Genomic DNA, 25,140 nt, shown 5'->3' with positions numbered 1-25,140 from the left:
TGACGGGCGGCCGCGCAGCGGATAGAACACCAATGATGACCACCACCCTGCGGCCGACCGGGCCGAGCAAGCAAGGCGCCGACGGCGCACGGGCACGCGCTTATGACGTGTGTGACAACGGGCGTCCCGTCGGCGCCGTCGAGATCGCCACCGATCCGGCGTTCGGGGCGACGGCGGGGGTGCTCCGCTCACTGCGGATCGACGCTTCGCACCGCAGGAGGGGCCGCGGCGTCATCGCGGCGCTCGCCGCCGAGGAGGTGCTGCGGGGGTGGGGCTGCGTCCAGGTCCGCCTGGAAGTCCCTTCGGACAACGAGGCGGCCGGGCGTCTCGCGGCCGCGCTCGGCTACACCGAGCGCAGCCGGAACATGATCAAGTCACTGCCGCAGACCCCTCCCGCGCTGCCCGGCGGACTCGTCGCGCGCCCGATGTCCGAGGATGAGTTCACGCGGTGGGAGGGCACCGCCATCGCGGCCTACGCCCAGGAGTGGATCGGCCGCGGCGTCCCCGCCGACCAGGCTCTCCGGAAATCCGAGGCCGACCACGCCCGGCTGCTGCCGCAGGGACTGTCCTCGGAAGGCGTGCGTCTGCATGTCCTGGTCCACGACGGGGAAGTGGTCGGCCACATCTGGGTGGCACGGTTCGAGAAGGACCCCGGCTCCTCGGTCGGCTGGGTCTACGACGTAGAGGTGCGCGAGGAGTACCGGGGGCGCGGCTACGGCCGGGCGCTGATGCTGGAGGCGGAGGGCATGGCGCTGGCCGCCGGTGTGGACCGGCTCGGACTGCACGTCTTCGCCGCCAACACACCGGCGCTCCGCCTGTACGAGTCCCTCGGCTACGAGACGACCAACCACAACCTGGCCAAGCCGCTCTAGGCGGCCCGGCGGTCAGTCCCGCGCGGCGAGCAGCCGGTCGGTGATCTCCTCGATCCGCTCGCGGAGCCCCTCCTGGTTCTTCCCGCCGTCCAGCCGCTCGTCGCCGATCACATAGGTCGGAGTTCCGGTCACGCCGATGGCCTTGCCCTCGGCCTGGTCGGCGTCGACGATCAGGAGATGCCGGCCGTCGATCAGCGCGGTGTCGAACTCCTCGACGTCCAGGCCGAGTTCCCGTGCCACGTCGAGGAGCACGGATTCACCCGCGCGGGACAGATCGGCTGTGCGGGCGAGCAGGGCTTCGATGTACGGCCAGTGCTCGCCCTGCGCGTACGCCTCCTCGGCGGCCTGTGCGGCGGCGTAGGCGTGCTTGTTCTTCTCCAGCGGGAAGTGCCGCAGCCGCACGTCGATCCGGTCGCCGTACCGGGCGCGCAGGGCGTGTACGTCGGTGAGGGCCCGGAGGCAGTCGGGGCACTGGAGGTCGCACCAGACGTCGAGGACGACCGGTGCCGGGGGTGTGGTTTCGCTCATGAAATCAGTCTTTCAGGCCAGGAGGGAGCTTCCCAATCGGCACCTGCGGAGGAGTGCGGCCCTGAAATGTCCCTGATGTGGCCGCGGGTCGTGGCCCCGGCACGGGCGGCGGTGCAGGATGGAAGGGACGTTTCCCCTTGCTTGGAGGCCCCGATGCTTGCCGAGACCATCTGTTCCGCGGCGTCGGCGGCGGGCCTGGGTATCGCCGCGGTCACCGCCTACCGCAAGCGGTTCCTCACAGCCACCCGGATCGCCGCCTACTCCCTCGTCCCGGTCGGCCTGGTGATGACCGGAGTCGTCGAGTGGGTGTCCGACATCGCCTTCAAGCCCAGCGTCTGGCTCGGCTTCGGGGTGCTCGGACTGGCCTGGCTGCTGTTCATGACCACGCGGGTGGTGGAGCGCCGGCGCGGCATCACCCGGGGGGAGCGCAAGGCGGCCCGCGCATCGCAGGGCGAGGCGATCGCGCCCGCCGCGTCGGCGCCCCCGCTGCCGTCGGGCGCTTCGGCGGAGCGTCCCCGTTCGAAGCCGAAGAAGGAGCAGGCCGCCGCCCCGGGCGACGACTTCAGCGACATCGAGGCCATCCTGAAGAAGCATGGCCTCTGAGTCGCGCATGAAGGCGGAGATGAATCGATTCATGTCCGCTGGACGCCACGCGGGGATGGAGTTACCGTCCCGAGCGGATTGAAACAATTCATTCGGTAACCGCGGTCGGCGGGTGCCGCGCCCCTGATGTGAAGCGCGTCGAGGCGCGAAGGTGCGCACCGATGCCGACAGGGACACCGGATCCGGGCGATGATGCGGGATCACCGGGCATCACCGTCCGTACGATGGGGGAGTCCCCGCGCCCGTGCGCGGCGGCCATGAGCGTCAGTGGGGCAGGGCAAGTGGGGCGTGTGGCAGGGATCAAGGACGTGGCCCGGCAAGCCGGAGTCTCGGTGGGCACGGTCTCGAATGTGATCAACCGGCCCGAGGCGGTGCTGCCGGAGACCCGGGCCCGGGTGCTGGCCGCGATCGAGGACCTCGGATACGTACGCAGCGAGTCGGCCAGGCAGCTCAGGGCCGGCCGGAGTCGAATCATGGCTCTGCTCGTCCTCGACATGGGCAACCCGTTCTTCGTGGACGTGGCCCGCGGCGCCGAGAGGGCCGCACGCCAGGCCGGACTCGGCGTCATGGTCTGCAACAGCGGCCAGAGCGCCTCCGAGGAGGCCGACTACCTGGGACTCTTCGCCGAGCAGCGGGTCTGCGGCGTGCTGGTGACCCCGGCGGATGCCACCGGGCGCAATCTGGAGGCGTTCGCCCGCCACCGGATCCCGTTCGTCCTGGTGGACCGCGTGTCCTCAGGAGGCGAGTCCTGCGCCGTCTCCGTCGACGACGTCCGCGGCGGCACACTCGCCGTCGGGCACCTCGTCTCCGCGGGCCACCGCTCCGTCGCCTATGTGAGCGGCCCCGGCGACCTCCACCAGATAAGGGACCGCCGCGAGGGCGCGCTGGCCGCGCTCGCCGAGGCGGGTCTCCCGCCGGAGGCCCTCGTGGAGATCCCGTCCGACCGCCTGGACGTCGCGGCGGGCCGCGACGCCGGAGCCAGGCTGCTCGGCCTCGTACCCCGTCCGACCGCCGTCTTCTGTGCCAACGACCTCCTCGCCCTCGGCGTCCTGCAGTCGCTCTACGCGGCCGGGGTGCGCGTCCCGCAGGACGTGGCCATCGTCGGCTACGACGACATCGAGTTCGCCGCCGCGGCGGCGGTACCGCTCACATCGGTGCGTCAGCCCGCCGTGGTGATGGGACGGATGGCGGCGGAACTCCTTCTGGAGGAGGCCGACGACGACGGCACCCACGAGCACCGCAGTGTGGTGCTCCAGCCGGAACTCGTCGTGCGTGCCTCCAGCGCCTCCCCGCGCTGAACTCCCCACACCGGCCCCCTCGGACCTCCCCACGCCTGCCCCCGCGCTCACACTTCCGGCGGGATCCTCGCGCGCCCCTCCTCCGCCCCGATGCCCTGATACGGAGTCGCAGTGCCCCTGTTCGACATGCCTCTGGACCAACTCCGCGCCTACCGGCCCGAGCGTGAGGAGCCGGACGACTTCGACGCGTTCTGGGAGGGCACGCTCAAGGAGTCCGCCGACTATCCCCTCGATGCCCAATTCGACCCCCACGACGCCGCGTTGAGCCAGGTCGACGTCTACGACGTGTCCTTCGCCGGCTGGGGCGGCCACCGCGTCCGGGCCTGGCTCAACGTCCCGGCCGGCGCCCGGGGCCCGCTCCCGTGCGTGGTCAACTACCTCGGTTACGGCGGCGGCCGCGGCCTGCCCCACGAGCATCTGACCTGGCCTGCGGGCGGCTGGGCGGTCCTCGTGGTCGACACCCGCGGTCAGGGGGCCGTCAACAGCCGCACCGCGGGCGCCACCCCTGACCCGCACGGCGGCGCCAACCCGCAGTCACCCGGCTTCATGACCAGGGGCATCCTCGACCCCGCCGAGTACTACTACCGGCGTGTGTTCACCGATGCCGTGCGGGCCGTGGAGGCCGCCCGCACCCATCCGTCCGTCGATCCGGCGCGCGTCGTCGTGTACGGCGGCAGCCAGGGCGGCGGCATCGCGCAGGCCGTCGCGGCGCTGAGCCCGGACGTGTCCGCCGCGTTCATCGACGTTCCCTTCCTCAGCCACTTCAGGCGAGCCGTCGAGATCACCGACCAGGACCCCTACAAGGAGATCGTCCGCTTCCTCTCCACCCAGCACGACGCCGCCGAGCAGGTCTTCCGCACGCTCTCGTACTTCGACGGGATGAACTTCGCGGCGCGCGCCCGTACCCGCGCCCTCTACTCGGTGGCGCTCATGGACACGGTCTGCCCGCCGTCCACGGTGTTCGCCGCCTACAACCACTGGGCGGGGCCGAAGGAGGTCCAGGTCTACCCCTGGAACAACCACGAGGGCGGCTCCGCAGTCCAAGTGGGCGTCCAGCTGCGCGCGTTGCGCGATCTCGCCTGAGCGGACCGGGGTGTGGGACAGAGAATCACCTGCCCCGAAAGCGTGACGGCCGATCGGACGCCGTAGCGAATCCTTCCGGTCACGGAAAGGGTGAACTCCCTTCCGGAAAAAGCGTGTTGATCGCCAAGGCGGGCCCCGCTGCGTCATGATCAAGCCGAGATGGTGGACACATCCCGGGGCGAAGCCCCCGCACCCCCTGTCGAAGAGCCGCGTGGCTGCCTCTTCGCGCTTTCCCAGCCACCCCTGATGATCTTCCTCACGGTGATCGGCAGCCTGTTGCTGATGGCCGCGCTGCACGATCTCTTCCTGCTGTGAGCCCCGGAGCCGCGTCCAGGCCCGTCCCGCCGCCGGGGGCGGCCGGGCCGCGTCGAGCGCCTCCGCGCCCGGGGCTCCCGGGCGGGAGGAGTCAGCGGGACGCTTCCTTGCGCCGGGCCCGGTACGCGGCGACGTGGAGCCGGTTACCGCAGGTGCGGCTGGAGCAGTAGCGGCGGGAGCGGTTGCGGGACAGGTCGACGAAGGCGTGCCGGCAGTCCGGTGCCTCGCAGCGCCGCAGCCGCTCCTGCTCGCCCGCGACGACGATGAACGCCAGGGCCATGCCGCAGTCGGCCGCGAGATGGTCGGCGATCGACGCGTCCGGGGAGAAGTAGTGGACATGCCAGTCGTAGCCGTCGTGGTTGCTCAGCTGCGGAGTGGTCCCCGCGGCGGCCACCAGCCGGTTGACGAGCTCGGCCGCGGTGCGGGCGTCGGGTGCCGCGAAGATCTCCGCGAACCGGCCCCGTACGTCCTGCACGGCCCGCAGGTCCTTCTCGGCGAGTTCGCCGACGCCGCTTATGCGGTGCCGCTCCGCGAAGTCGTACAGCGCCCCGACGTCGGCGAGTCCGTCGGTCCGCTCACTCGCGGGCAGCTCGGACTCCGGCGCGGTGTTGACCAGATCGACCACCGTGTCGAGGGCGATCCGGGTGTCGTGTGGGATCAGCACGCTTGGCTCCCCTGGAATCCGGCGGGCGGGCGCCCGCCGATGGCGGCTGACTCTACTGGCTCACGAAGGGCTCATCCGGCCCGGGAGCGGGCCCAGGGCCCGGAAGTGCCGGTTGGACCGCCTCGGGCCCGCCGCGCCGCCCGGCGGGCCCGAGGCCGGCTCACGGGCGGCCTGCCCGAGGGTACGGACGCGGGACCTGGCGGCTCCGTGCCCACGCCGTGCGCCGGGGCGGCCGCAAACGTGCGCCGGCGCCGTCACCGCGGTGGATTCCGCGGTGACGGCGCCGGTATCTGCCCTATGAGGTTGTCCGCATGACGCCGTCGCCCCGAGTCGGACGGCGTCCTGCAGCTCTCGCCTGGCTCAGCTCTCGGCCAGGATGTGTGAGAGCTCCGTATCGAGATCGAAGTGACGATGCTCGGTGCCCGGCGGAACCGCGGCGTCGGTCCTTTTGAGGAACGACTCCAGGGCCCTCGCCGGCGCCTCGAGCAGGGCTTCGCCCTCTGGGGAGCTCAGCGCGATACAGACGACGCCCTGACCGTGACTACGTGATGGCCAGACGCGGACGTCTCCGGTGCCGGTGGGCCTGTGCAGCCCTTCGGCAAGGAGGTCGCGGGCGAATACCCATTCGACCGTCTCCTCCGCTCCGGTGTGGAAGGTGGCGTGCACGGCATAGGGATCGGCCGTGTCATACCGCAGGCCCGCAGGTACAGGCAGTGACGACTCGCTCGACACAACGAGGCGCAGGTGCAGCTCGCAGCTGACCGTGGTGTTCATAAGCGCCAGGGCCTTTCGCTCAGTGTGCGCTCGGGGATTCGCACGTCGGCGAAATCGACATGCCACCTACGGTGGCGTTGTAAACCCCTCTGACCCATTTGTGGCTCTTCGGGTCCCTCGTACAGCGGTGTGTAACTTTGAGTTATGCGGCCATTCCGGTGACGAAGTCCGTTCAGGTAGGTTGGGACCATGAATGCGGAGAGTGACGAGCGGCGTGGGGCCACCGCACAGGCCCCGGGGCCCGCTGCGGGGGATGCGGTGAAGGCCGAGCGGGAGCTGGGATCGCGGGCGCCGGCCTTCATCAAGTCGTCGAGGCCCCTGCACGTGAGCTGGCAGGTCGGTGTGTTCGTCGTCGGGCTGGCCGTGGTGGCCGCCGGCGTCGTCATGCTGCCGCTGCCGGGCCCCGGCTGGCTCGTGATCTTCGGTGGCATGGCGATCTGGGCGACCGAGTTCGTCTGGGCGCAGCTGGTGCTCCGCTGGACCCGGGTCAAGGTCACGGAGGCAGCGCAGAAGGCACTCGACCCCAAGGTGCGGCGGCGCAACATCATCCTCACCACCATCGGGCTCGTGATCATCGCGGTCCTGGTCGCGGTGTACGTCTGGAAGTTCGGGATCACGATGCCGTGGAAGATCGCCCAGTGACCTGAGGTCTCCCGGGATGGTCCCGGAGCGCCGCTGACATGGGGTAATGTTTGCGATGCGCCCGGGCGATTAGCTCAGTGGGAGAGCGCTTCGTTCACACCGAAGAGGTCACTGGTTCGAACCCAGTATCGCCCACCCGGACAGAGGCCCGTGAGACTGAGAAGTCTCACGGGCCTCTGGCGTTCCAGGGGTCGTGAGATTGAAAAGACTCACGGGCCTCCGCCGTTCCCCGGGGCCGGGCCGCCGAGCGGCGGCCCTCTTGCCCGCGGTGCCCCTCGGCGTCTTCCCGGGGAGTCTTCCCGTGGGCGTGCCGACCCCTCCCACCTGCGTTGTTGCGTCGCGCTCACTCCCGTGTTCCGTCGAAGCGCTTCAAGCGATTCCGTCTCAACCGTTGACGTCGCGGCATCGGGTCCTTAGCTTGTCCCAGCAAGCGCTTTCTAAAACGATTCAATCGACCGCGGCAGCGGGTGCAGCCTGCCCGGAAGGGGTATGTCATGAGGTCACGACGGAGTGCCCAGAGGCTGTGTGCGGCCGGTGTGTCCATGGCGGTTCTGGGGCTGTTGGCCTCGGGCTGCGGCGGCGACGGTGGGGAAGCGGGGGCCGGTGGAAAGGTCGAGATCCGCTACTCCTGGTGGGGCGGCCAGGAGCGGGCCGAGATGATCAACAAGACGATCGCGCTGTTCGAGAAGAAGAACCCGGACATCGACGTCAAGACCGACTTCCAGGACTACGAGGCCTTCTGGAAGAAGTTCAACACCCAGGCGTCCGCGGGCAACGCCCCCGACGTCTTCCAGAACTCCGTGGCCTTCCTGCGCAAGTACGACGACAAGCGCGTACTGCTCGACCTGAACGCCCAGGTCAAGGCGGGCAACCTCAGCATGGAGAACTTCCGGGCCGGCCTGGAGAAGGCCGGTGACGTCGAGGGCAAGCTCCTGGGCGTCCCCGTGGGCGGCAACACCTTCGCCCTCGTCTACAACCCCGCCGAGTACGAGAAGGTGGGCGTGACTCCCGCGGAGGGCTGGACCTGGGACCAGTACAACGCCACCATCAAGAAGATCAGCGAGGGCGGCAAGCTCGCGGGGGACAGCGGCCACGGCGGCATCATGTACCTCTACGACCTGGTGCTCCGCCAGCAGGACAAGGCGTTCTTCACCGAGGACGGGCTCGGCTTCACCGAGGCCGACCTCAAGGACTGGTGGACCGAACACCACGACCGGACCAAGGCCGGGCTGTACACCGACCCGAAGAAGGCCGAGCAGGCCAAGCCCACGTCCGCCCTCTCCAAGGACCTCTCCGCGGGCGAGTTCACCTGGGACAACTTCCTGGTCAGGTACACCTCCGAGACCAAGGTCCCCCTCGCCCTCGCCCCGGTCCCCACGACGGACGGCAAGCGCACCGGCCAGTACATCTCCTCCCTGATGCTCAGCGGCTCGGCCCGTACGAAGCACCCCGAGGAAGTCGCCCAGTTCATCGACTTCATGGTCCATGACCCCGAGGTCGGCAAGATCATGGGCTACGACCGGGGCGTGCTCGCGACGAACGAACAGTTCGAGGCGTACGAGCCCGTGGGTGTCTCCGCGCAGATCGCCGAGTACGAGAGGAAGGTCGCCGACAACGTCGAGCCGATCACTCCGCACCCCGCGGGCGCCGACATCGCGGAGGCCGCGTTCCTCCGCATCGCCACCGACGTCGTCATGGGCACGACGTCCGTCGACGACGGCGTGAAGCAGTTCTTCACCGAGGCGAAGACGGCACTCGGCTCCTGATGGGAACGGCAATGACTGACCTCCAGGCCCCCGCGCCCCCGATGCGGGACGAGAGCTCCGAGCAGCCCAGGAAGTCCGGACGACGGCCCGCCGCCGCGCGGCGGCGGGCCCGCGGGGAGACCCTCGCCGGCTATCTGTTCATGTCCCCCTGGATCGCCGGCTTCCTCCTCCTCACCGCCGGCCCCATGCTCGCCTCGCTCTACCTGGCCTTCACCGACTACAACCTGTTCGACACTCCGCAGTGGGTCGGACTGGACAACTTCACCGAGATGTTCGGTGACCCCCGCTGGCAGAAGTCCGTCGAGGTCACCACCTCGTACGTGGTCGTCGGCACCCCGCTGAAACTGGCGGCGGCCCTGGGCGTGGCCCTGCTGCTCACCAAGAAGCGGCGCGGGCAGGGCTTCTACCGGGCCGCGTTCTACGCGCCCTCCCTCGTCGGCGCGAGCGTCTCCATCGCCATCGTGTGGCGGGCACTCTTCTCCGACGACGCGATCGTGGACCGTACCCAGAAGATCTTCGGTGTCGACGTCGGCGGCTGGATCGGCGACCCGGACATGGTGATCTACGCGCTGGTCGCACTCACCGTCTGGCAGTTCGGCGCCCCCATGGTCATCTTCCTGGCCGGACTGAAGCAGGTGCCGCGCGAGCTGTACGAGGCGGCGGAGGTGGACGGGGCGGGGGCCTGGCGTCGCTTCCGTTCCATCACCCTGCCGATGATCTCGCCGGTGCTCTTCTTCAACCTGCTCCTGGAGACCATCCACTCCTTCCAGATCTTCGCCTCCGCCTACGTCGTCACCAACAGCAAGTGCGGTCCGGCCGACGCCGGGCTCGTCTACACCTGCTACCTGTACGAACAGGGCTGGACCAACCTCCGGATGGGTTACGCCTCCGCGATGGCGTGGATGCTGCTGATCACCGTCGGCCTGGTCACGGCCGTGCTGTTCTGGTCCCAGCGCCGCTGGGTGCACTACGAGGAGGACGCCCGATGAGCGCGCTCATCCACCCGGGGCGGCGGCGCGGAATGCGCTCGGGCCTCTGGCACATCGGGGCGCTCGCCGTGCTCGTGGTGGTCCTGTATCCACTGTTCTGGGTGATCGGGGGTTCGCTGAAGCCCAACGAGGAGATCGTCGGCGGACTCGAACTCTTCCCGACGGAGCCGGTGTTCACCCACTACGAACGCCTCGCCGACGGCATCGCCGACATCCCGGTCTCGACGTTCTTCGTCAACTCGCTCGTGCTGGCCTTCGGTTCGGTCATCGGCGTACTGATCTCGTGTTCGCTGGCGGCCTACGCCTTCGCCCGGATCAACTTCCGCGGGCGCAACGTGGTCTTCTCGCTGATGATCGGCACGCTGCTGCTGCCGTACCACGTGCTGATCATTCCGCAGTACGTTCTGTTCCAGAAGATGGAACTCATCAACACCTACGTGCCGTTGCTGCTCGGCAGGTATCTGGCGACGGACGCCTTCTTCGTCTTCCTGATGATGCAGTTCATGCGTAACCTGCCCCGCGAACTCGACGAGGCCGCACGGCTCGACGGCTGCGGACACCCCCGGATCTACTGGCACATCATGCTGCCGCTCTGCCGGCCCGCCCTGATCACCAGCGCGATCTTCACCTTCATCTGGTCATGGAACGACTTCCTCGGTCCCCTCCTCTATCTCAACGAACCCGAGAAGTACCCCGTCTCCATGGGCCTCAAGATGTTCATCGACCAGGACAGCGCTGCGGACTACGGCGGAATGATCGCCATGTCCCTCCTGGCGCTCCTGCCGGTGCTCGCCTTCTTCCTCGCCTTCCAGCGCTACCTCGTCGAGGGCGCGGCCACCTCCGGACTGAAGGGCTGAGGAACGCCATGGCCGTACGGTCCGCCGGGCACCCGGTACGCGGCGCGGAGCGCCCGGAGAAGTTCGCACGCTTCGCGCTCTTCGCCGAGTGCCTGCTCACCGGGGTGTGGATCACCGTCGCCGCGCTGCCGCTGATCACCCTGCTGCCCGCGTGCGCGGCCGGCTGCGCCCACCTGCGCCGGCAGCTCGAAGGCCGGCGCGGCGGGCTGCGGGAGTTCACCGCCGATCTGCGGGAGGCCGTACGCACCGGCCGGCGGGCGGCCCTGCTGTGGTGGGTGGCGCTCGCCCTGCTCGCCTTCGACTGGCAGGTCGCCAGATCCGGTGTGCTGCCCGGCGGCAGACCGCTCGCCGCCGTCAGCGTGCTCGGCCTGCTCGCACTCGCCGTCGCGGCCCTGCGCGTGGCCGCCGCCTGGCGGCCCGGCACCGTGGACTGGGCACCCCTCGTCCGGACGGCGGCCCGCCGGACCCTGACGGACCCGGCCGGTTCGCTGCTGCTCGTCGGCGGGTTCGTCGCCGTGGCCCTGACCGCCTGGCAGGTACCGCCGCTCGCCGCCCCCGCCCTCGGCGCGCTCGCGGCGGCGGCCGTCGCCGTCGACCGCCGCTGACCGGCCCGTTCCCCGGACTCACCCACCCCGTACCAACGCGCGATCCGGCATGTCCACTTTCTGATCGAACTGGAGTCGTGATGTCCCCGATCCCTCGTCGTACCGTGCTCAAGGCCGCTGCCGTCACCGGCGCGGCGACCTCCCTGCCCTGGGTGCTGAACGGCACCGCCCAGCCGGCCGCCGCCGCGGGAACCGCCGCGGCGGGTGAGACCGCGCAGGGCCCCGTCGAGATCGGCTGGCTGGAGGAGGCCGGGCTCGGGGCGGCCCCCGGCTCCACCTTCGGTGTGCCCTGGGCCAAGGGGCGGTTCCCCGCCGATCAGAGGTTCGCGCTGGCCACCGCCGACGGCAAGGACATCCCCGTCCAGACCTGGGCCACCGCCACCTGGCCCGACGGCTCCCTCAAGTGGACGGCCCACGCCGTCGGTCCCGAGGCGGCGGCCGGCCGGAAGTTCACCCTGACCACCGGTGAGCCCGCCGCTCCGGCCCATCAGGTCGGCGTCAGGAGCACCGGCTCCACCATCACCGTCTCGACCGGCGTGATCTCCGCCAGGATCGGGAGGAGCGGCGCCCACCTCATCTCCTCGGTCACCCGCGGCTCCACCGAGATCGCCAAGGACGGCAAGCTCGTCCTGATCCGCCAGGGCGAGCTGGCGGACGGCGACCAGGGCCAGGAGAAGTACGAGCGCTTCGAGAGCGCCATCACCCGGACCGAGGTCGAGCAGAGCGGCCCCGTCCGCGCCGTCGTCCGCGTCGAGGGCAGACACCGCAGAGGCAGCCGCTCCTGGCTCCCCTTCTCCGTACGCCTCTACTTCTACGCGGGCGCGGAATCCTTCCGCATGGTGCACACCATCACCTTCGACGGCACCCAGGAACCAGGAAAGGCCGACGGCGACTTCATCCGCGGCCTCGGAGTCCGGTTCACCGTTCCGATGCGCGACGAGGCGTACGACCGGCACATCCGCATCGGCGGCGACGAGAACGGAATGCTCCGCGAGGCCGTCAAGGGCATCACGGGACTCCGCCGGGACCCGGGCGCCGCCGTCCAGGCCGCCCAGTTCGAAGGTACGAAGCTCCCCGACCCGGCAACCTGGGACCAGCGCGTCACCAGCCGCCTCCACCTCATCCCCACCTGGGGCGACTACACCCTCAGCCAGCTCTCCGCGGACGGCTTCTCACTGCGCAAGCGCACGAAGAAGGGCCACGGCTGGATCCCCGCGGGCGGCGGCCGGCGCGCCTCGGGATTCGGATACGTCGGCGGTCCGAGCGGCGGACTCTCCTTCGGGCTGCGGGACTTCTGGGAGAAGCACCCCGCCCAGCTCGACATCCGGGACGCCCACACCGACGCCGCCGAAGTCACCCTCTGGCTGTGGTCTCCCGAGGCCGAACCGATGGACCTGCGCTTCTACCACGACGGCCTCGGCCAGGACACGTACGCCGAACAGCTCGAAGGCCTCAACATCACCTACGAGGACTACGAGCCCGGCTTCGGGACCCCGTACGGCATCGCCCGTACCAGTGAACTCCTCTTCTGGGCCCACGACTCCACCCCCGGCGCCGAAGCGCTCGGCCGGGAGACCCAGGCCGTCCGCACCCTGCCCCAGCTCGCCGCCCCGCCGTCCCAGCTCATCGACGCCAAGGTCTTCGGCGGCCTCTTCTCCCCGGTGGACCGCTCCACGCCCGCCAGGACGAAGATCGAGGACCACCTCGACTTCCTCTTCACGTACTACAAGGACCAGGTCGACATGCGGCGCTGGTACGGCTTCTGGGACTACGGCGACGTCATGCACTCCTACGACCCGGTCCGCCACCAGTGGCGCTACGACGTCGGCGGCTACGCCTGGGACAACTCCGAGCTCTCGCCCGACCTCTGGCTCTGGTACGCCTACCTGCGTTCCGGCCGCGCCGACATCTTCCGCTTCGCCGAGGCGATGACCCGCCACACCGGAGAGGTGGACGTCTACCACCTCGGCCGGTGGGCCGGACTCGGCACCCGCCACGGCATCCAGCACTACGCCGACAGTGCCAAGCAGCAGCGCATCGCCAACACCACCTACCGGCGCGTCTACTACTTCCTCACCGCGGACGAACGCGTGGGCGACCTGATGCGGGCCAACGTCGACTCCGACGAGACCTTCCTCATCCTGGACCCGATCCGCAAGATCCGCACCGAGCCCTACACCCAGGACCGGCACGCCCTCTCCGTGGGCTTCGGAACCGACTGGAGCGGACTGGTCTCGGCCTGGCTCACCGAATGGGAACGCGGCGGCCCGCAGGCCGACAAGGCCAGGGCCAGGGTCCTCGCCACCATGGAGACCATCGCGGCCCAGCCCAACGGATTCGTCCAGGGCACCGGCCTGTACGACCTCGACACCGGCAGGTTCGCCATCGCCGAGAAGCCCGCCGTGAGCGTCTCGCACCTCTCGGCGGTCTTCGGCCTGAACGAACTGTGCGCCGAACTCATCGACCTCGTGGACATGCCGGAGTTCAAGAGCGCCTACCTCGACTACTGCCGGTACTTCAACGCCACCAAGGCGGAGCAGGCCGCACGCTACGGCTCCAACTTCGGCTCCCTGCTCCTCTTCCAGGGACACTCACGCCTCGACGCGTACGCCGCCGTGCAGACGGGCGACGAGAAACTCGCCGCCCGTGCCTGGGAGAAGTTCTACAACAGCGACGGATACCGTGAATCCGCCCCCTGGAAGACCGAGAAGCTGACCGGCCCCGTCACCACCGTGCCCGGCAGCGAGGCCGGCTGGGTCTACACCAACGACACCGCCCTGTACGGAATCGCCGCCATCGAGAACCTCGCCCTCCTCGGCGACCGTCTGCCGTCGTGACGCCCCGGGATCCCTGGGCCCGGGCGCGTCACCGCATCCGGCCCAGGGCGTCCCTGAGCCGCCGCGCATCGCGCAGCCGCTGCTCGTACGTCGCCCCCACCACCAGGAGCAGCGCCCCGGCCAGCGCCGGCGGCAGCCAGCGGGGCAGTGCCCCCGCCACCTGCACCACGTAGGGCGCCAGCTCGTGCAGCGCGACCAGCGCCAGCACCGCACCGCCCAGGAGCAGCAGCGCCTGGAGGCGGAGCCGCGCACCCAGCAGGGTGATCACCAGTGCGGCCACTCCCAGCAGCAACGGCCGCACCCACTCCGTGTCCGCCCACGCGGCGAACAGACTCGGCACCAGCGTCGCAGCCAGACCCGGTCCGTACGCCGTCCACGAGGAAGCCGCCGGATCACGGCGCCGCCTCAGCACGCCCACCACCAGGGCGGGCACCGTCACCGGCAGCGTGTACGCCTCCGGGACCGATACCCCGGACGCGGCCAGCCGCACCCACATCGCCGCCACGAACAGGACGGCCGACAGATACCCGGCGGCCCGCCTGCGCTCGGGGCGCACCGCCGTACCCGCGGCCAGCACCCCGCACAACGCCAGCACCAGAGCCAGGAAAGGCGCGTCCGACGCCGCCATCGCCACCGCGAGCACCGCGGCCGAGGCCCCCGTCAGCTCGACCGCCGGCACCACCGGGCCACCCCGCAGCCGGAACCCCAGCAGCACGGTCACCGTGGGGACGACCAGCAGGACCGGCGCACCCTCGTGGGCGGACAGGCCCAGCGACGTGGCGACCGCCGAGGCCAGCACGATCCCGCACAGCACCGCTCCGCAGGCGAGCGCCGCGCGCGGTGCAGCCACCCGCGACCGGACCGCCGCACCCGTGAACAGGCCCAGCAGCACCACGAACACCGCGTACGTGGCAGCCTCCGAGGCCAGCGCCAGCATCCCGGCCGATGCCGCCCCGGCCGACGCGCACACCAGCGCGGTCACCGTCACTCCGGACAGCGAGGCGGCCGGCGCCCCCGACAGACCACGGACCGCCACCAGCAGCAGCCCCGCCACCAGCACCACCTGCACGACCACCGCGGCGACGTACGGGGCGTCCAGCGCGGCAGGCAGCACCAGCAGCGCACCCCAGCCGAGACAGAGCGCGCCGGCCGCCGCTCCGCCACGCCACCCCGAACCGGCCGTGACCGGCGCCCCCGGCGCACCCGCGGGCCCGGACCGGTGCGCCACGAACAGCACACCCGCCACGATCCCGAGCACCACCGGCGAAGCCGCCATGCCCGACCACGGCACCGAAAGGCCCATCGCCTCCCGGACACCGTCAGGAGCGCCCGACCAGATGTCCCTGAGCCGCGACAGCGGACCCAGCAGTGTCGCGGCCGGAGGGGGCAGAGCGACGAGCACCGAACCCGCCACCACCACTCCGGCGGCGGCCAGCACACCCTGCTCGGCGGGACGCGCGACCCGGGCCCTCAGTGCGGCAAGGAGCACCAGAGCGCATCCCAGATACGCCACGACCGACCAGTGCGGCGGCACCGCGGTCCGCAGCACACCGCCCACCGCGGCCACCGCGGCCAGCCCCGACAGGGCGCCCGCGACCAGCGCGAACTCCTTCCGTGCCCGCCATGCCCCGAACAGCGCCACCGCGGCACCCGCGAGCAGCAGCAGCCCGGCCCGGAGGGCCGACAGCGGTCCGTCGGCCGACACCGACATCACCAGACCCACCAGCAGTGCGATCGACCCGGTCGCCACCACGCCCACGCCCGCCGTGACCCTCACCCCGCGGCCCTTGCCCCACAGCACGAGCGCGGTGTCCGCGGCAGCGGTCACCAGCAGAGCCCATCCGAAGCCGAGTGCCGATGCACCGGCCGCCCACGCCGCCAGCAGCAGCGGCAGCTGTCCGGCCACCACGGCCGCGGGCAACGGCAGCCGAAGCCCGCCCAGCGCGAGCCCGTACGCCGCCCAGCCCGCGGCGAGCACCGCCGAGGCGACGGCTGCGAACACGAGCCCGTCCGCGTCGGGGGCCGCCACCGCGTGTGTCGCGTACGCGTCGAGCACCGTCAGCACGAGGGCCAGCGCGGCCAGCGACTCGGCCGTCGAGGACAGCCCGCGCTTCAGCAGGACGGCCGGCGCCACCAGGGCGCCGACCGTCACGGCGGTGAGTACGGCGGAACGGCCGCCGATCCCCATGGCGCCCCAACTGACCAGGGTGAACGCGATCGCGGCGATGATCAGCAGCAGACCACCGAGCGAGAGCAGCACATTCTGTGCGCTGCGCGGCGGAGCCGTCCGGCCCGGACCCCCCGGGCCGGACGGCTGCGCCGGAGGGCGCGGCGGGAAGGGCGGGAGCGGCGCTGCCTGCTGCTGCAGCACTGTCAGCAGCCAGGCGCGCCGGTTCATCAGCTGGACCCGTCGGGCGTCCAGCTGTGTCAGTTCGCGGTCGAGGAGCGCCAGTTCCTCGGCGGGTGGCGGCACATGTTCCATGTACGCGAGTGTGGCGCCCACCACACGCTCGTACATGCGCGCGGATACTCAGATTTTATGAAGTTCCCCGACGCCGACCGACTGAGTACCCGCCGGAACGCGCAGACTGGACCCATGGACTGGAGCCACTACCGCTTCATGAGCGTCTGGGACATCCCCGCCCCGCCCGACACCGTCTACGCCGCACTGGAACGCGTCGAGGACTACCCGCAGTGGTGGCCCCAGGTCCGTGCGGTCACCGCCGTCGACGAGACGAGCGGCACCGCGCGCTTCCGCTCCTTCCTGCCGTACGAGCTGGTCGTCACCGCACGCCAGAGCCACCGCGACCCGGACTCCCGGGTCCTCGAAGTGACGATGACCGGCGATCTGGAGGGCTGGGCCCGCTGGACCGTCGACCCGCGCGCCGGTGGGAGCAGGGCCACCTACCACCAGGAGGTGGTCGTCCGCCGGGCTCTGATGCGGCGCCTCGCCGTGCCCGGACGCCTCTTCTTCCGCGCGAACCACGCGCTGATGATGCGCTCCGGACGCCGCGGTCTCGCGGCCCGGCTGCGAGGAGTTTGAACCCGACCCGCAGAGCCCTGTATGGTTCAACCCGTTCCCGGGCGATTAGCTCAGTGGGAGAGCGCTTCGTTCACACCGAAGAGGTCACTGGTTCGAAACCAGTATCGCCCACCGGGAAGAGCCGGTCCGTCAGCACCGATGACGGACCGGCTTTCGCGTTCCCGAACGCCGGGGAGCCGGAACCACCGCCTCTCAGGCCGCGGCGCGCAGCTCCGGGCGCAGCGGCCACGCCGGATCCACCACCTCCGGAGTCCCGCTCTTCGCGAACCACGCCTGCAGCCCCCGCGCCTGCGCCGCGTGCCACACGGCCTGCAGGGTGTGCAGCTCCGCCGGTGTCAGCCGCTCGAGCCGTCCGGAGAAACGCCGTCCCACCGCCCGTACCAGCTCCAGCGAGGCGGCCGCGTCGGCCGCGGCGTCATGCGCCCCGTCCAGCGCCACCCCGTACAGCTCGCACAGATCCGTCAGGGTGCGACGGCCCTTGCGGTACCGGTCCAGGTGCTTGTCGAGCACGCGTGGATCCAGCACGCACAGCGGTGAGTTCTGGAGGTAGCGGCCGAGCGACGACGCCCGGTGCCGTTTCAGCTCCCGGTCCAGCAGCGTCAGGTCGAACGGCGCGTTCATCACGACCAGCGGGCGCCCCGTGGCGCACTGTTCCGCCAGTGCCCGGGCTATCTCCTCCACCACCGGCGCGGGCCAACGGCCGTTGCGCTGGAGGTGATCGTCCGTCAGACCGTGGATCTCGGTGGCGCCCGCGGGCACCGGAATCCCCGGATTGACCAGCCAGCGGGTCACCCGTGTGCGCCCGCCGGCGGTGTCCTGGACGACGAGAGCGGCCGAAACGATCCGGTCCTCCTCGACGTCCACGCCTGTCGTCTCGGTGTCAAAAGCGGCCATGGGCCCTTCGAACCAGTGCATCATCCCCGAACTCCTCGCACCTGCACGGCAGATGGAGTGATTCCTCTGCCCGCAACGGTGATACCCGGGGTGTTTGCCGGATACGCCGTTTACGACCCCTCTCCTGCGGTGACAACACTGTTGACGGGAACGGAAGTTGACCTGCCCGTCGGCAGAGGCCGGGCGACCGGTCGGCACAGCCCGGAAGGCACACGGAGCCATGGCGCTCGCGCAGCCGAACCCAGGGGGCACCTCCCGCGCCGATGACCACGGAGGAGTACTGCCACCGCAGCGGATCACACCGCTGCGCGGCACCCTCGCCACCACCGCCTGCATGGAGACCCTCCAGGTGGGCTACTTGCACGCGGTAGCCGCGGCGGCGGGATGTTCGCTGTCGCAGCCGTTCCCCGACAACGGCATCGACTGGCACGTCAGCCACGGTGCCCCGGACCACACCGTCGACGACGAGGTGACCATCAAGGTGCAGCTCAAGTGCACCTACCAGATCGCCCCGCACCCGCCCGGCCCGGCGTTCTCCTTCACGCTCGACAACGCCCACCTCGTGAAGCTCGCCCGGACGCCCGTGTCGGTGCACAAGATCCTGGTCGTGATGCTCGTGCCCCGCAGCCAGGAGGACTGGCTGCGCGCCGGACACGAACAGCTCGACCTCCGGCACTGCTGCTACTGGACCAACCTGGCGGGCCACGCGGTGACGGGCCGGCACAGGACCACCGTGCGCATCCCGACCTCGCGGATCTTCGACGACCGAGCACTCTGCGAGATCATGGCCCGGGTCGGGGCGGGAGGGAGACCCTGATGCACCGGTCTACGGACGAACCGTTCCACCGGGCGAGGCCTGCGGGCCCACGGCCGCACCCGGACGGACACCCGGCCGGCCACCCGGACGTGCTGGGGGCCGCCGGGGACATCCCCGACCCCGCCCTCGTCGACCCCGCCGTCCTCGGCGCGCTGCTGGACCGGCACGGCTGGCGCAGGCACGGCGGAGCGGCCGGACGCTACAGCCGCTGGACCCCGCCCGGACCGACCGGTGGCGCCACGAGCCTGCTCGTGCCCGTGACCGCGGCCTTCCCGGACAGTGAGGACCTCATCGGGGAGGCCCTCACCGCGCTCGCCCGGAGCGGGGCCCCCTCCGCCAGGGACGTCCTCGTCGCCCTCACGGTGCCCAGCGACGAGATCCGGTGGTGGCGGGACGTTCCCGAGTCGGCCGCCGGGGCCGCGGGAGCGGCCGGCTGGACCGAGGACGAACATCTGCGCTCGGCGGCCCGGCAGACGCTGCTGGCCGGCGCGCTGGCCGTCCGCGCCCCGGCCGGTTACCACGGCAGCCGCCACCGCCGGAAGGCCCGGGCGGCACTGGACGGCACCCTGGTCGGACCCGCGCCGGGCGGCCGCAGGCTCACCGTCTTCGTGCCCGTCGCCTCGGGCCGGGCCGTCGCCGTACAGCTCTACCAGGCCCTGCACGCCACCCGTGAGGCCGTCGACTACCAGCGGGCCACCGGAGGCATGGACGCCTTCGACGCCGCAGTCGCCGCGGGTGTCAGCCGGGAACTGACCGAGGCGGTCATCGCTCTGGTCCGGGGATCCGAGGGAGCCGGGATCGCCCTGGAGTGGGCGCCCGCCGCGGGTACGCCCGACGGCTGCCCCGCCCGCCCCGAACCCGTCGAGTTCTCACCGGGTGACCTGCCCGCCCTGCGCCTGGCGGGAGCCCGCTACCTCCAGGACGAGCCCGCCGTCGCGGTACGGATCACCGGCGCCGTCGTCCGGATGCGCCGCTCGGGCCCGCGCGGGGCCGGAATCGTGCGGCTGAGCGTGCTGGCGGGGGCGGAGGTCGCCCATGTGCGGATGCAGCTCGACGAGGAGGCGTACCGCATCGCGGGCCACGCCCATCTCGTCGGCCTGCCGATCCAGGTGGAGGGACGGCTGGAGAGCCGGGGCGGTTTCCGGCGCCTGAGTGGCGCCTCGCAGGTGGCTCCCGTCCAGGTCGACGAGACGGAGCGGGACCGGCTGATGAAGTCGCTCCAGGAGAACCTGGACTTCTTCGAGGAGGCGTGCACGGGGGAGGAGTAGCGGTATCCCTTTCGCTAAGGGGGCCCCTGGCTCGGTACGATTCGTCTTGCGCGCGCGATACGAGGCGCGCACCCCCTCAGTCAGGAGAGACCGGTGTCAGACGTCCGTGTGATCATCCAACGCGATTCCGAGCGGGAAGAGCGCGTGGTGACGACGGGGACTACGGCGGCCGAGCTCTTCCCCGGTCAGCGCACCGTCGTTGCCGCGCGTGTCGAGGGCGAGCTGAAGGACCTCGCGTACGAGCTCCGGGACGGCGAGACCGTCGAGCCCGTCGAGATCTCCTCCGAGGACGGCCTCAGCATCCTGCGGCACTCCACCGCGCACGTCATGGCGCAGGCCGTGCAGGAACTGCACCCCGACGCCAAGCTCGGCATCGGCCCGCCGGTCAAGGACGGCTTCTACTACGACTTCGACGTCGAGAAGCCGTTCACGCCCGAGGACCTCAAGGCCATCGAGAAGAAGATGCAGGAGATCCAGAAGCGGGGCCAGCGCTTCTCCCGCCGGGTCGTCAGCGACGAGGCCGCCCGCGAGGAGCTCGCCGACGAGCCGTACAAGCTGGAGCTCATCGGCATCAAGGGCTCGGCGTCCTCGGACGACGGCGCGGACGTCGAGGTGGGCGGCGGCGAGCTGACCATCTACGACAACCTGGACCCGAAGACCGGCGAGCTGTGCTGGAAGGACCTCTGCCGGGGTCCGCACCTGCCCACCACCCGGTTCATCCCGGCGTTCAAGCTGATGCGGAACGCCGCGGCGTACTGGCGGGGCAGCGAGAAGAACCCGATGCTCCAGCGCATCTACGGGACCGCCTGGCCCACCAAGGACGAGCTCAAGGCCCACCTGGAGTTCCTGGAGGAGGCCGCCAAGCGCGACCACCGCAAGCTCGGCAACGAGCTGGACCTCTTCTCCTTCCCCGACGAGATCGGCCCCGGCCTCGCCGTCTTCCACCCCAAGGGCGGCGTCATCCGCCGGGCCATGGAGGACTACTCGCGGCGCCGCCACGAGGAGGAGGGCTACGAGTTCGTCTACAGCCCCCACGCCACCAAGGGCAAGCTCTTCGAGAAGTCCGGCCACCTGGACTGGTACGCCGACGGCATGTACCCGCCCATGCAGCTCGACGACGGGGTGGACTACTACCTCAAGCCGATGAACTGCCCGATGCACAACCTGATCTTCGACGCGCGTGGCCGCTCGTACCGCGAACTGCCGCTGCGCCTCTTCGAGTTCGGCACGGTGTACCGCTACGAGAAGTCGGGTGTCGTCCACGGCCTCACCCGCTCGCGCGGCTTCACGCAGGACGACGCGCACATCTACTGCACCAAGGAGCAGATGGCGGAGGAGCTCGACAGGACGCTGACCTTCGTCCTGAACCTGCTCCGTGACTACGGTCTGACCGACTTCTACCTGGAGCTCTCCACCAAGGACCCGGAGAAGTTCGTCGGCTCGGACGAGGTCTGGGACGAGGCCACCGAGACGCTGCGTCAGGTCGCCGAGAAGCAGGGCCTGCCGCTCGTTCCCGACCCGGGCGGCGCCGCGTTCTACGGCCCGAAGATCTCCGTGCAGTGCAAGGACGCCATCGGCCGCACCTGGCAGATGTCGACCGTGCAGCTCGACTTCAACCTGCCGGAGCGCTTCGACCTGGAGTACACCGGCCCCGACGGCACCAAGCAGCGCCCGGTCATGATCCACCGCGCCCTGTTCGGTTCCATCGAGCGCTTCTTCGCGGTGCTCCTGGAGCACTACGCGGGCGCGTTCCCGGTGTGGCTGGCGCCCGTCCAGGCGATCGGCATCCCGATCGGCGACGCGCACATCCCGTACCTCCAGGAGTTCGCGGCGAAGGCACGGAAGCAGGGGCTGCGCGTGGACGTCGACGCCTCCTCCGACCGGATGCAGAAGAAGATCCGCAACCACCAGAAGGCCAAGGTCCCCTTCATGATCATCGCGGGTGACGAGGACATGGCCAACGGCGCCGTGTCCTTCCGCTACCGCGACGGTTCGCAGGAGAACGGCATTCCGGTCGAGGAAGCCCTCGCCAAGATCGCGAAGGCCGTCGAGGACCGCGTCCAGGTCTGATCCGCACGCTGTGAGAGGCCCCCGGAGCGCTAACCCCGCTGCGGGGGCTTCTTCTCGTCCTCCTGCGTGAACACCTGGAGCAGCCACGAGGAGAACGAACCCGTCACCGCGCCCAGCAGCGCCAGCCCGCAGACCATCAGCAGGGCGGCGATCGCCCGGCCGCTCGGTGTGACCGGGGTGACGTCGCCGTACCCCACCGTCGTGAGGGTCGCGCACGCCCACCAGGCCGAGTCACCGAAGGTGAGGATCGTGGCGCCGGGCGCGCCGTGCTCCTGGTGGTAGACGGCGAGCGCGGCGGAGAAGCCGAGCAGCAGCGACGAGAGGCCGGCGTACGCCATCACCCGGGCGTACAGGTCCAGCCGCGGCCGGTCCCGTCGGTCCTGGACGGCGTTGTAGATCCGGACGACCCGCAGAGGGCGCAGGAGCGGCAGGACGAGGACCACCGTGTCCAGCCAGTGGGTGTGGAGGAACCGGAACCCCAGGCCGCTCAGCCGGAGCCGGACCACGTAGTCCACGAGGAAGAGCAGCCAGGTGACGCCGACCAGGGTGAGAGCGAGATCGCGCCAAGGTTCGGTGTCCCGGGGCGCGAGGACGCGGACCGCGTATCCGGCGAGGAAGAGCAGCGAGGCCAGGAAGAGGGGCACTTCCGTGCGCTTCTCCCAGTATGTGAGCCTGTCGGGGGCGGAATCGGTGGGGCGGTCGCTCATGGCCACAGCATTGCGGGCCGCTGTCGGGCGGGGCCCCGGCGACACGCTTCGCGGGACCGAAGCAATATGCTGACCGGCATGACGAGTGAGCCGGAGCAGCAGATCGGAGTGGGAACGCCCGACGCGTTCCAGCGCCTGTGGACGCCCCACCGGATGGCTTACATCCAGGGTGAGAACAAGCCCAGCGGCCCGGGGGCCGATGACGGGTGTCCGTTCTGCGTGATCCCCGCCAAATCGGACGAGGACGGGCTGGTCGTGGCGCGTGGTGAGCGCGTCTACGCGGTGCTGAACCTCTATCCGTACACCGGCGGCCATCTGATGGTCGTGCCGTACCGGCATGTCGCCGACTACACGGACCTGGACGCCGCGGAGACAGCCGAGCTCGCCGACTTCACCAAGCGTGCGATGGTCGCGCTGCGGGTGGCATCGGGAGCGCACGGCTTCAACATCGGGATGAACCAGGGCGCGGTGGCGGGCGCCGGCATCGCCGCCCATCTGCATCAGCATCTGGTGCCGCGCTGGGGCGGGGACACCAACTTCATGCCGGTGGTCGGTCACACGAAGGTGCTGCCGCAGCTGCTCGGGGACACCCGCGCGATGCTCGCCGGCGCCTGGCCCGCCGCGCTGCCGGCCGGCTGATCGCGCGGCTCCTGCGCGGAAGGGGCGCTCCCGGCATGTGCCGGGAGCGCCCCTTCCGTATGTCCTGGGCCCCTCCTGCTGCTACGCGTCGTACACGTCGGCCTTCCTCGGGGCCGCGTCCTGCACCAGTCCGCTCAGGACCATGGAGCGGTTGTCGAAGCGCTCGGTGTCGACGCCGTTCTCCTCCAGCACCCGGATCGCCGCCGAGTGCACGGCGCGCAGCACGGGAGCGGCCGCGCGCAGGGCGTCGTCCGCCATGAACCGGTGGTTCCACGGCTGCGCCGCCCAGGCGTGTCGGAGGCCGAAGGGCTCGGGGAGGACGATCTTGCCGCCCAGGTAGTCCAGGAGCGGCGGGTACCAGGTCAGCGGGGCGCGCAGGGCGAGCCTGACCACCTCGTCGGCCTTGACGAGCGGCAGGGTGATCTTGCGGGTCTCCCAGAACCTGACGGCCTTCTTGACCGTCTTCGTCTCGGCCTCCGGCTTGGTGAGGAAGAGCCCGTGCACGGGGCCGAGCGCGTGACCGGTGACCTCGATGCGCAGGGTCTCGTGCAGCACGGTCACGGTGATCAGCATGGTGATGACCAGCTGGCCGTCCCAGAGGGTGAACTGGACGCCCAGGTAGTGCCGGTCGCCGCTGCCGAACTGCTGGTGGTTGCAGATGCGCTGTATCTCGTGCGGCTTGACCTGGAAGGTGGCGACGTCCTCGCCCTCGGGACGGGAGACCGAGTCCGCGTTCTCGCCGACGGGGGAGACGATCCAGTGCTTCACGGAAGGCGTCGGGAAGCCGCCGGTGTTGAGCGGGCCGCGCTCCAGCATCTTCAGCTGGTCGTGGATGACGCGTATCAGGTCCCAGCTGCGGAACTGGTGGATCTCCTTCGCGGGATCCTTGGCCACGAGGTTCTCGGCGAGCTGCCAGCTGCCCCAGCGGGTGCCCATGCCGAGGACGCCCTTGGGGCCCGCGTAGAAGACGGAGTTGGACTGCTGCTCGGCGGAGAGCTTCTCCAGCCCCTGGCGGAGTGCCTCGCGGGAGGTCTCGTTGGGGTTCTTCGGTACGGAGTCAGGGATCTTGGCGATGACGCCGGCACCGGACAGGAGCCCTTCCCAGCGGGTCCGCATGTCCTTGGCCGAGGTCTCCGCGATCCGTTTGGCGAGCAGCCAGCCGATGACGGGCGCGATGATCATTCCGCGCAGGTACAGCGCGAGCACCCCGGTGACGGGAAGCCTTATCAGGAGGACCAGGGCGCCGATGCCGAAGGCGGCGAGCAGGATGCCGCCCAGCGCCCGGAAGGCGGTGTCCTTCGACTTGTTGAGCGCGTCCCGCAGCCGGAACGCGAGCACCCAGAGCAGCAGGCCGGGCAGGAACACGAAGCCGCACACCACGGTGACCAGGGTCAGCCTGGTGTCCCTGGTCTTGCGGAGGCCGGTCGCGGAAAGGCAGTGCTCGACGACGGTCTGCGGGTCGGTGCCGAAGGACTGGATGAGCGCCTTGCGGTCGCCGCCCAGCATCCGTTCCCGGACGGCGCGCGAGAAGGCCTCGCCGAGATTCGGCTTGAAGTAGGCGGACTTGAAGAGCTTGGAGCTGCCTGCCTGCACTTCCGACTTGTGCCACTCGTTGTTGGCCTTGAGGATCTCCTCCACCGGACTGTCGCGGTACGCGGCGGAGGCGAGGGCGTTGGTCGCCACCGCCTGCCCGGCCGACCCCTGGAGCGGGATCTGTGCTCCGGGAGAGAAATCGAATCCGTCGTTGGCCACTGCCGCCCCCACTCGCCGCACGGTTCTGCCCTTGGCGCTTTTCCCAACTACCGTACGCGGCACACCTTCTGAGCTGGGCCCACAGCGTATCGTTCTGACCGGATCGGCGTCCCGCGA

General features: G+C 70.4%; 23 protein-coding genes and 2 tRNA genes. 18 read left to right on the top strand and 7 right to left on the bottom strand.

What is annotated here, in order from left to right:
- The first annotated feature begins 35 nt into the window (after positions 1-35).
- A complete protein-coding gene (locus AB0C82_RS13570) occupies positions 36-872 on the top strand; it encodes a GNAT family N-acetyltransferase (protein WP_362840258.1) in 837 nt (278 codons plus the stop codon).
- Positions 873-884: 12 nt separating this feature from the next.
- On the opposite strand, the gene AB0C82_RS13565 is transcribed toward AB0C82_RS13570, so the two are convergent.
- On the bottom strand, positions 885-1,400 hold the full coding sequence (locus tag AB0C82_RS13565; protein ID WP_362840255.1) for a DsbA family protein: 516 nt from the start codon (positions 1,398-1,400) through the stop codon (positions 885-887).
- A gap of 153 nt (positions 1,401-1,553) precedes the next feature.
- Here AB0C82_RS13565 and AB0C82_RS13560 point away from each other — a divergent pair, with 153 nt between their 5' ends.
- From AB0C82_RS13560 to AB0C82_RS13545, 4 genes are all read left to right on the top strand, one after another.
- The gene (locus AB0C82_RS13560) at positions 1,554-2,003 is read left to right on the top strand and encodes a hypothetical protein (protein WP_362840252.1); all 450 of its coding nucleotides are present in this window, start codon (positions 1,554-1,556) and stop codon (positions 2,001-2,003) included.
- Between the two features lie 281 nt (positions 2,004-2,284).
- Positions 2,285-3,301 (top strand): LacI family DNA-binding transcriptional regulator, encoded by a 1,017-nt coding sequence (locus tag AB0C82_RS13555; RefSeq protein WP_362840249.1) that lies wholly within the window; start codon positions 2,285-2,287, stop codon positions 3,299-3,301.
- 111 nt (positions 3,302-3,412) lie between these two features.
- Positions 3,413-4,384 (top strand): acetylxylan esterase, encoded by a 972-nt coding sequence (locus AB0C82_RS13550; protein WP_362840246.1) that lies wholly within the window; start codon positions 3,413-3,415, stop codon positions 4,382-4,384.
- A gap of 159 nt (positions 4,385-4,543) precedes the next feature.
- Entirely contained in the window at positions 4,544-4,699 is a 156-nt protein-coding gene (locus tag AB0C82_RS13545; protein ID WP_362840243.1) for a hypothetical protein, read from the top strand.
- A 91-nt stretch (positions 4,700-4,790) separates the two neighbouring features.
- Here AB0C82_RS13545 and AB0C82_RS13540 read toward each other — a convergent pair whose 3' ends face one another.
- Together AB0C82_RS13540 and AB0C82_RS13535 are read right to left on the bottom strand one after the other, a co-directional pair.
- Positions 4,791-5,363 carry a CGNR zinc finger domain-containing protein gene (locus AB0C82_RS13540; protein ID WP_362840240.1) on the bottom strand — a complete coding sequence of 191 codons (573 nt, stop codon included), beginning with the start codon at positions 5,361-5,363 and terminating at the stop codon, positions 4,791-4,793.
- A gap of 360 nt (positions 5,364-5,723) precedes the next feature.
- Positions 5,724-6,137: an SsgA family sporulation/cell division regulator gene (locus AB0C82_RS13535; protein WP_003959770.1), complete on the bottom strand. Its 414-nt coding sequence runs from the start codon at positions 6,135-6,137 to the stop codon at positions 5,724-5,726.
- Positions 6,138-6,326: 189 nt separating this feature from the next.
- On the opposite strand from AB0C82_RS13535, the gene AB0C82_RS13530 reads away from it, so the two are divergent.
- The 7 genes from AB0C82_RS13530 (at position 6,327) to AB0C82_RS13500 (ending at position 13,833) form a co-directional block, all read left to right on the top strand.
- On the top strand, positions 6,327-6,779 hold the full coding sequence (locus tag AB0C82_RS13530) for a TIGR02611 family protein (protein WP_362840237.1): 453 nt from the start codon (positions 6,327-6,329) through the stop codon (positions 6,777-6,779).
- A 63-nt stretch (positions 6,780-6,842) separates the two neighbouring features.
- A tRNA-Val gene (locus tag AB0C82_RS13525) sits at positions 6,843-6,914 on the top strand.
- Positions 6,915-7,273: 359 nt separating this feature from the next.
- On the top strand, positions 7,274-8,545 hold the full coding sequence (locus tag AB0C82_RS13520; RefSeq protein ID WP_362840234.1) for an extracellular solute-binding protein: 1,272 nt from the start codon (positions 7,274-7,276) through the stop codon (positions 8,543-8,545).
- Between the two features lie 41 nt (positions 8,546-8,586).
- Positions 8,587-9,534 carry a sugar ABC transporter permease gene (locus AB0C82_RS13515; protein WP_362840974.1) on the top strand — a complete coding sequence of 316 codons (948 nt, stop codon included), beginning with the start codon at positions 8,587-8,589 and terminating at the stop codon, positions 9,532-9,534.
- Positions 9,531-10,391, top strand: coding sequence for a carbohydrate ABC transporter permease (locus tag AB0C82_RS13510; protein WP_362840231.1), 861 nt, complete (start codon positions 9,531-9,533; stop codon positions 10,389-10,391). The genes AB0C82_RS13515 and AB0C82_RS13510 overlap by 4 nt, the downstream gene beginning before the upstream one ends.
- A gap of 8 nt (positions 10,392-10,399) precedes the next feature.
- A complete protein-coding gene (locus AB0C82_RS13505) occupies positions 10,400-10,996 on the top strand; it encodes a hypothetical protein (RefSeq protein WP_362840228.1) in 597 nt (198 codons plus the stop codon).
- An 80-nt stretch (positions 10,997-11,076) separates the two neighbouring features.
- Positions 11,077-13,833: a Tat pathway signal sequence domain protein gene (locus AB0C82_RS13500; protein WP_362840225.1), complete on the top strand. Its 2,757-nt coding sequence runs from the start codon at positions 11,077-11,079 to the stop codon at positions 13,831-13,833.
- Between the two features lie 28 nt (positions 13,834-13,861).
- Here the strand turns inward: AB0C82_RS13500 and AB0C82_RS13495 are convergent, their stop codons facing one another.
- Positions 13,862-16,315: a hypothetical protein gene (locus AB0C82_RS13495; RefSeq protein WP_362840971.1), complete on the bottom strand. Its 2,454-nt coding sequence runs from the start codon at positions 16,313-16,315 to the stop codon at positions 13,862-13,864.
- A 114-nt stretch (positions 16,316-16,429) separates the two neighbouring features.
- Here AB0C82_RS13495 and AB0C82_RS13490 point away from each other — a divergent pair, with 114 nt between their 5' ends.
- Together AB0C82_RS13490 and AB0C82_RS13485 are read left to right on the top strand one after the other, a co-directional pair.
- A complete protein-coding gene (locus tag AB0C82_RS13490; protein WP_362840222.1) occupies positions 16,430-16,876 on the top strand; it encodes an SRPBCC family protein in 447 nt (148 codons plus the stop codon).
- A 39-nt stretch (positions 16,877-16,915) separates the two neighbouring features.
- Positions 16,916-16,987, top strand: a tRNA-Val gene (locus tag AB0C82_RS13485).
- Between the two features lie 81 nt (positions 16,988-17,068).
- On the opposite strand, the gene AB0C82_RS13480 is transcribed toward AB0C82_RS13485, so the two are convergent.
- The gene (locus tag AB0C82_RS13480) at positions 17,069-17,794 is read right to left on the bottom strand and encodes a 3'-5' exonuclease (protein WP_362840219.1); all 726 of its coding nucleotides are present in this window, start codon (positions 17,792-17,794) and stop codon (positions 17,069-17,071) included.
- 196 nt (positions 17,795-17,990) lie between these two features.
- Between AB0C82_RS13480 and AB0C82_RS13475 the strand changes: the two genes are divergently transcribed.
- The 3 genes from AB0C82_RS13475 to thrS all read left to right on the top strand — a co-directional run bounded on the left by AB0C82_RS13475 (position 17,991) and on the right by thrS (position 21,925).
- Positions 17,991-18,587, top strand: coding sequence for a DUF4365 domain-containing protein (locus tag AB0C82_RS13475; protein ID WP_362840216.1), 597 nt, complete (start codon positions 17,991-17,993; stop codon positions 18,585-18,587).
- Positions 18,587-19,855: a hypothetical protein gene (locus AB0C82_RS13470; RefSeq protein ID WP_362840213.1), complete on the top strand. Its 1,269-nt coding sequence runs from the start codon at positions 18,587-18,589 to the stop codon at positions 19,853-19,855. The genes AB0C82_RS13475 and AB0C82_RS13470 overlap by 1 nt, the downstream gene beginning before the upstream one ends.
- A gap of 93 nt (positions 19,856-19,948) precedes the next feature.
- Positions 19,949-21,925: a threonine--tRNA ligase gene (gene thrS, locus AB0C82_RS13465; protein WP_362840210.1), complete on the top strand. Its 1,977-nt coding sequence runs from the start codon at positions 19,949-19,951 to the stop codon at positions 21,923-21,925.
- A 29-nt stretch (positions 21,926-21,954) separates the two neighbouring features.
- Here the strand turns inward: thrS and AB0C82_RS13460 are convergent, their stop codons facing one another.
- Positions 21,955-22,632 (bottom strand): potassium channel family protein, encoded by a 678-nt coding sequence (locus tag AB0C82_RS13460; protein WP_362840207.1) that lies wholly within the window; start codon positions 22,630-22,632, stop codon positions 21,955-21,957.
- Positions 22,633-22,698: 66 nt separating this feature from the next.
- Between AB0C82_RS13460 and AB0C82_RS13455 the strand changes: the two genes are divergently transcribed.
- Positions 22,699-23,271 (top strand): HIT domain-containing protein, encoded by a 573-nt coding sequence (locus tag AB0C82_RS13455; RefSeq protein ID WP_362840204.1) that lies wholly within the window; start codon positions 22,699-22,701, stop codon positions 23,269-23,271.
- Positions 23,272-23,352: 81 nt separating this feature from the next.
- Here AB0C82_RS13455 and AB0C82_RS13450 read toward each other — a convergent pair whose 3' ends face one another.
- Positions 23,353-25,023 carry a hypothetical protein gene (locus tag AB0C82_RS13450; RefSeq protein WP_362840968.1) on the bottom strand — a complete coding sequence of 557 codons (1,671 nt, stop codon included), beginning with the start codon at positions 25,021-25,023 and terminating at the stop codon, positions 23,353-23,355.
- Positions 25,024-25,140 lie beyond the last annotated feature (117 nt).

Origin of the sequence: Streptomyces sp. NPDC048560 (assembly GCF_040650955.1) — a bacterium.
GTDB lineage: Bacteria > Actinomycetota > Actinomycetes > Streptomycetales > Streptomycetaceae > Streptomyces.
The sequence above is the reverse complement of the archived record's forward strand: the minus strand, read 5'-3'. Positions and strand labels throughout refer to the sequence as shown.

Excerpts from the sequence above, each read along its gene's own strand:
- AB0C82_RS13505 (WP_362840228.1), top strand. The coding sequence starts at position 10,400 with ATGGCCGTACGGTCCGCCGGGCACCCGGTACGCGGCGCGGAGCGCCCG.
- AB0C82_RS13570 (WP_362840258.1), top strand. The coding sequence starts at position 36 with ATGACCACCACCCTGCGGCCGACCGGGCCGAGCAAGCAAGGCGCCGAC.
- AB0C82_RS13495 (WP_362840971.1), bottom strand. The coding sequence starts at position 16,315 with ATGGAACATGTGCCGCCACCCGCCGAGGAACTGGCGCTCCTCGACCGC.
- AB0C82_RS13530 (WP_362840237.1), top strand. The coding sequence starts at position 6,327 with ATGAATGCGGAGAGTGACGAGCGGCGTGGGGCCACCGCACAGGCCCCG.
- AB0C82_RS13520 (WP_362840234.1), top strand. The coding sequence starts at position 7,274 with ATGAGGTCACGACGGAGTGCCCAGAGGCTGTGTGCGGCCGGTGTGTCC.
- AB0C82_RS13455 (WP_362840204.1), top strand. The coding sequence starts at position 22,699 with ATGCTGACCGGCATGACGAGTGAGCCGGAGCAGCAGATCGGAGTGGGA.
- AB0C82_RS13510 (WP_362840231.1), top strand. The coding sequence starts at position 9,531 with ATGAGCGCGCTCATCCACCCGGGGCGGCGGCGCGGAATGCGCTCGGGC.
- AB0C82_RS13560 (WP_362840252.1), top strand. The coding sequence starts at position 1,554 with ATGCTTGCCGAGACCATCTGTTCCGCGGCGTCGGCGGCGGGCCTGGGT.
- AB0C82_RS13490 (WP_362840222.1), top strand. The coding sequence starts at position 16,430 with ATGGACTGGAGCCACTACCGCTTCATGAGCGTCTGGGACATCCCCGCC.
- AB0C82_RS13470 (WP_362840213.1), top strand. The coding sequence starts at position 18,587 with ATGCACCGGTCTACGGACGAACCGTTCCACCGGGCGAGGCCTGCGGGC.
- AB0C82_RS13565 (WP_362840255.1), bottom strand. The coding sequence starts at position 1,400 with ATGAGCGAAACCACACCCCCGGCACCGGTCGTCCTCGACGTCTGGTGC.
- AB0C82_RS13515 (WP_362840974.1), top strand. The coding sequence starts at position 8,587 with ATGCGGGACGAGAGCTCCGAGCAGCCCAGGAAGTCCGGACGACGGCCC.
- AB0C82_RS13500 (WP_362840225.1), top strand. The coding sequence starts at position 11,077 with ATGTCCCCGATCCCTCGTCGTACCGTGCTCAAGGCCGCTGCCGTCACC.
- AB0C82_RS13460 (WP_362840207.1), bottom strand. The coding sequence starts at position 22,632 with ATGAGCGACCGCCCCACCGATTCCGCCCCCGACAGGCTCACATACTGG.
- AB0C82_RS13480 (WP_362840219.1), bottom strand. The coding sequence starts at position 17,794 with ATGATGCACTGGTTCGAAGGGCCCATGGCCGCTTTTGACACCGAGACG.
- AB0C82_RS13545 (WP_362840243.1), top strand. The coding sequence starts at position 4,544 with ATGGTGGACACATCCCGGGGCGAAGCCCCCGCACCCCCTGTCGAAGAG.
- AB0C82_RS13535 (WP_003959770.1), bottom strand. The coding sequence starts at position 6,137 with ATGAACACCACGGTCAGCTGCGAGCTGCACCTGCGCCTCGTTGTGTCG.
- AB0C82_RS13475 (WP_362840216.1), top strand. The coding sequence starts at position 17,991 with ATGGCGCTCGCGCAGCCGAACCCAGGGGGCACCTCCCGCGCCGATGAC.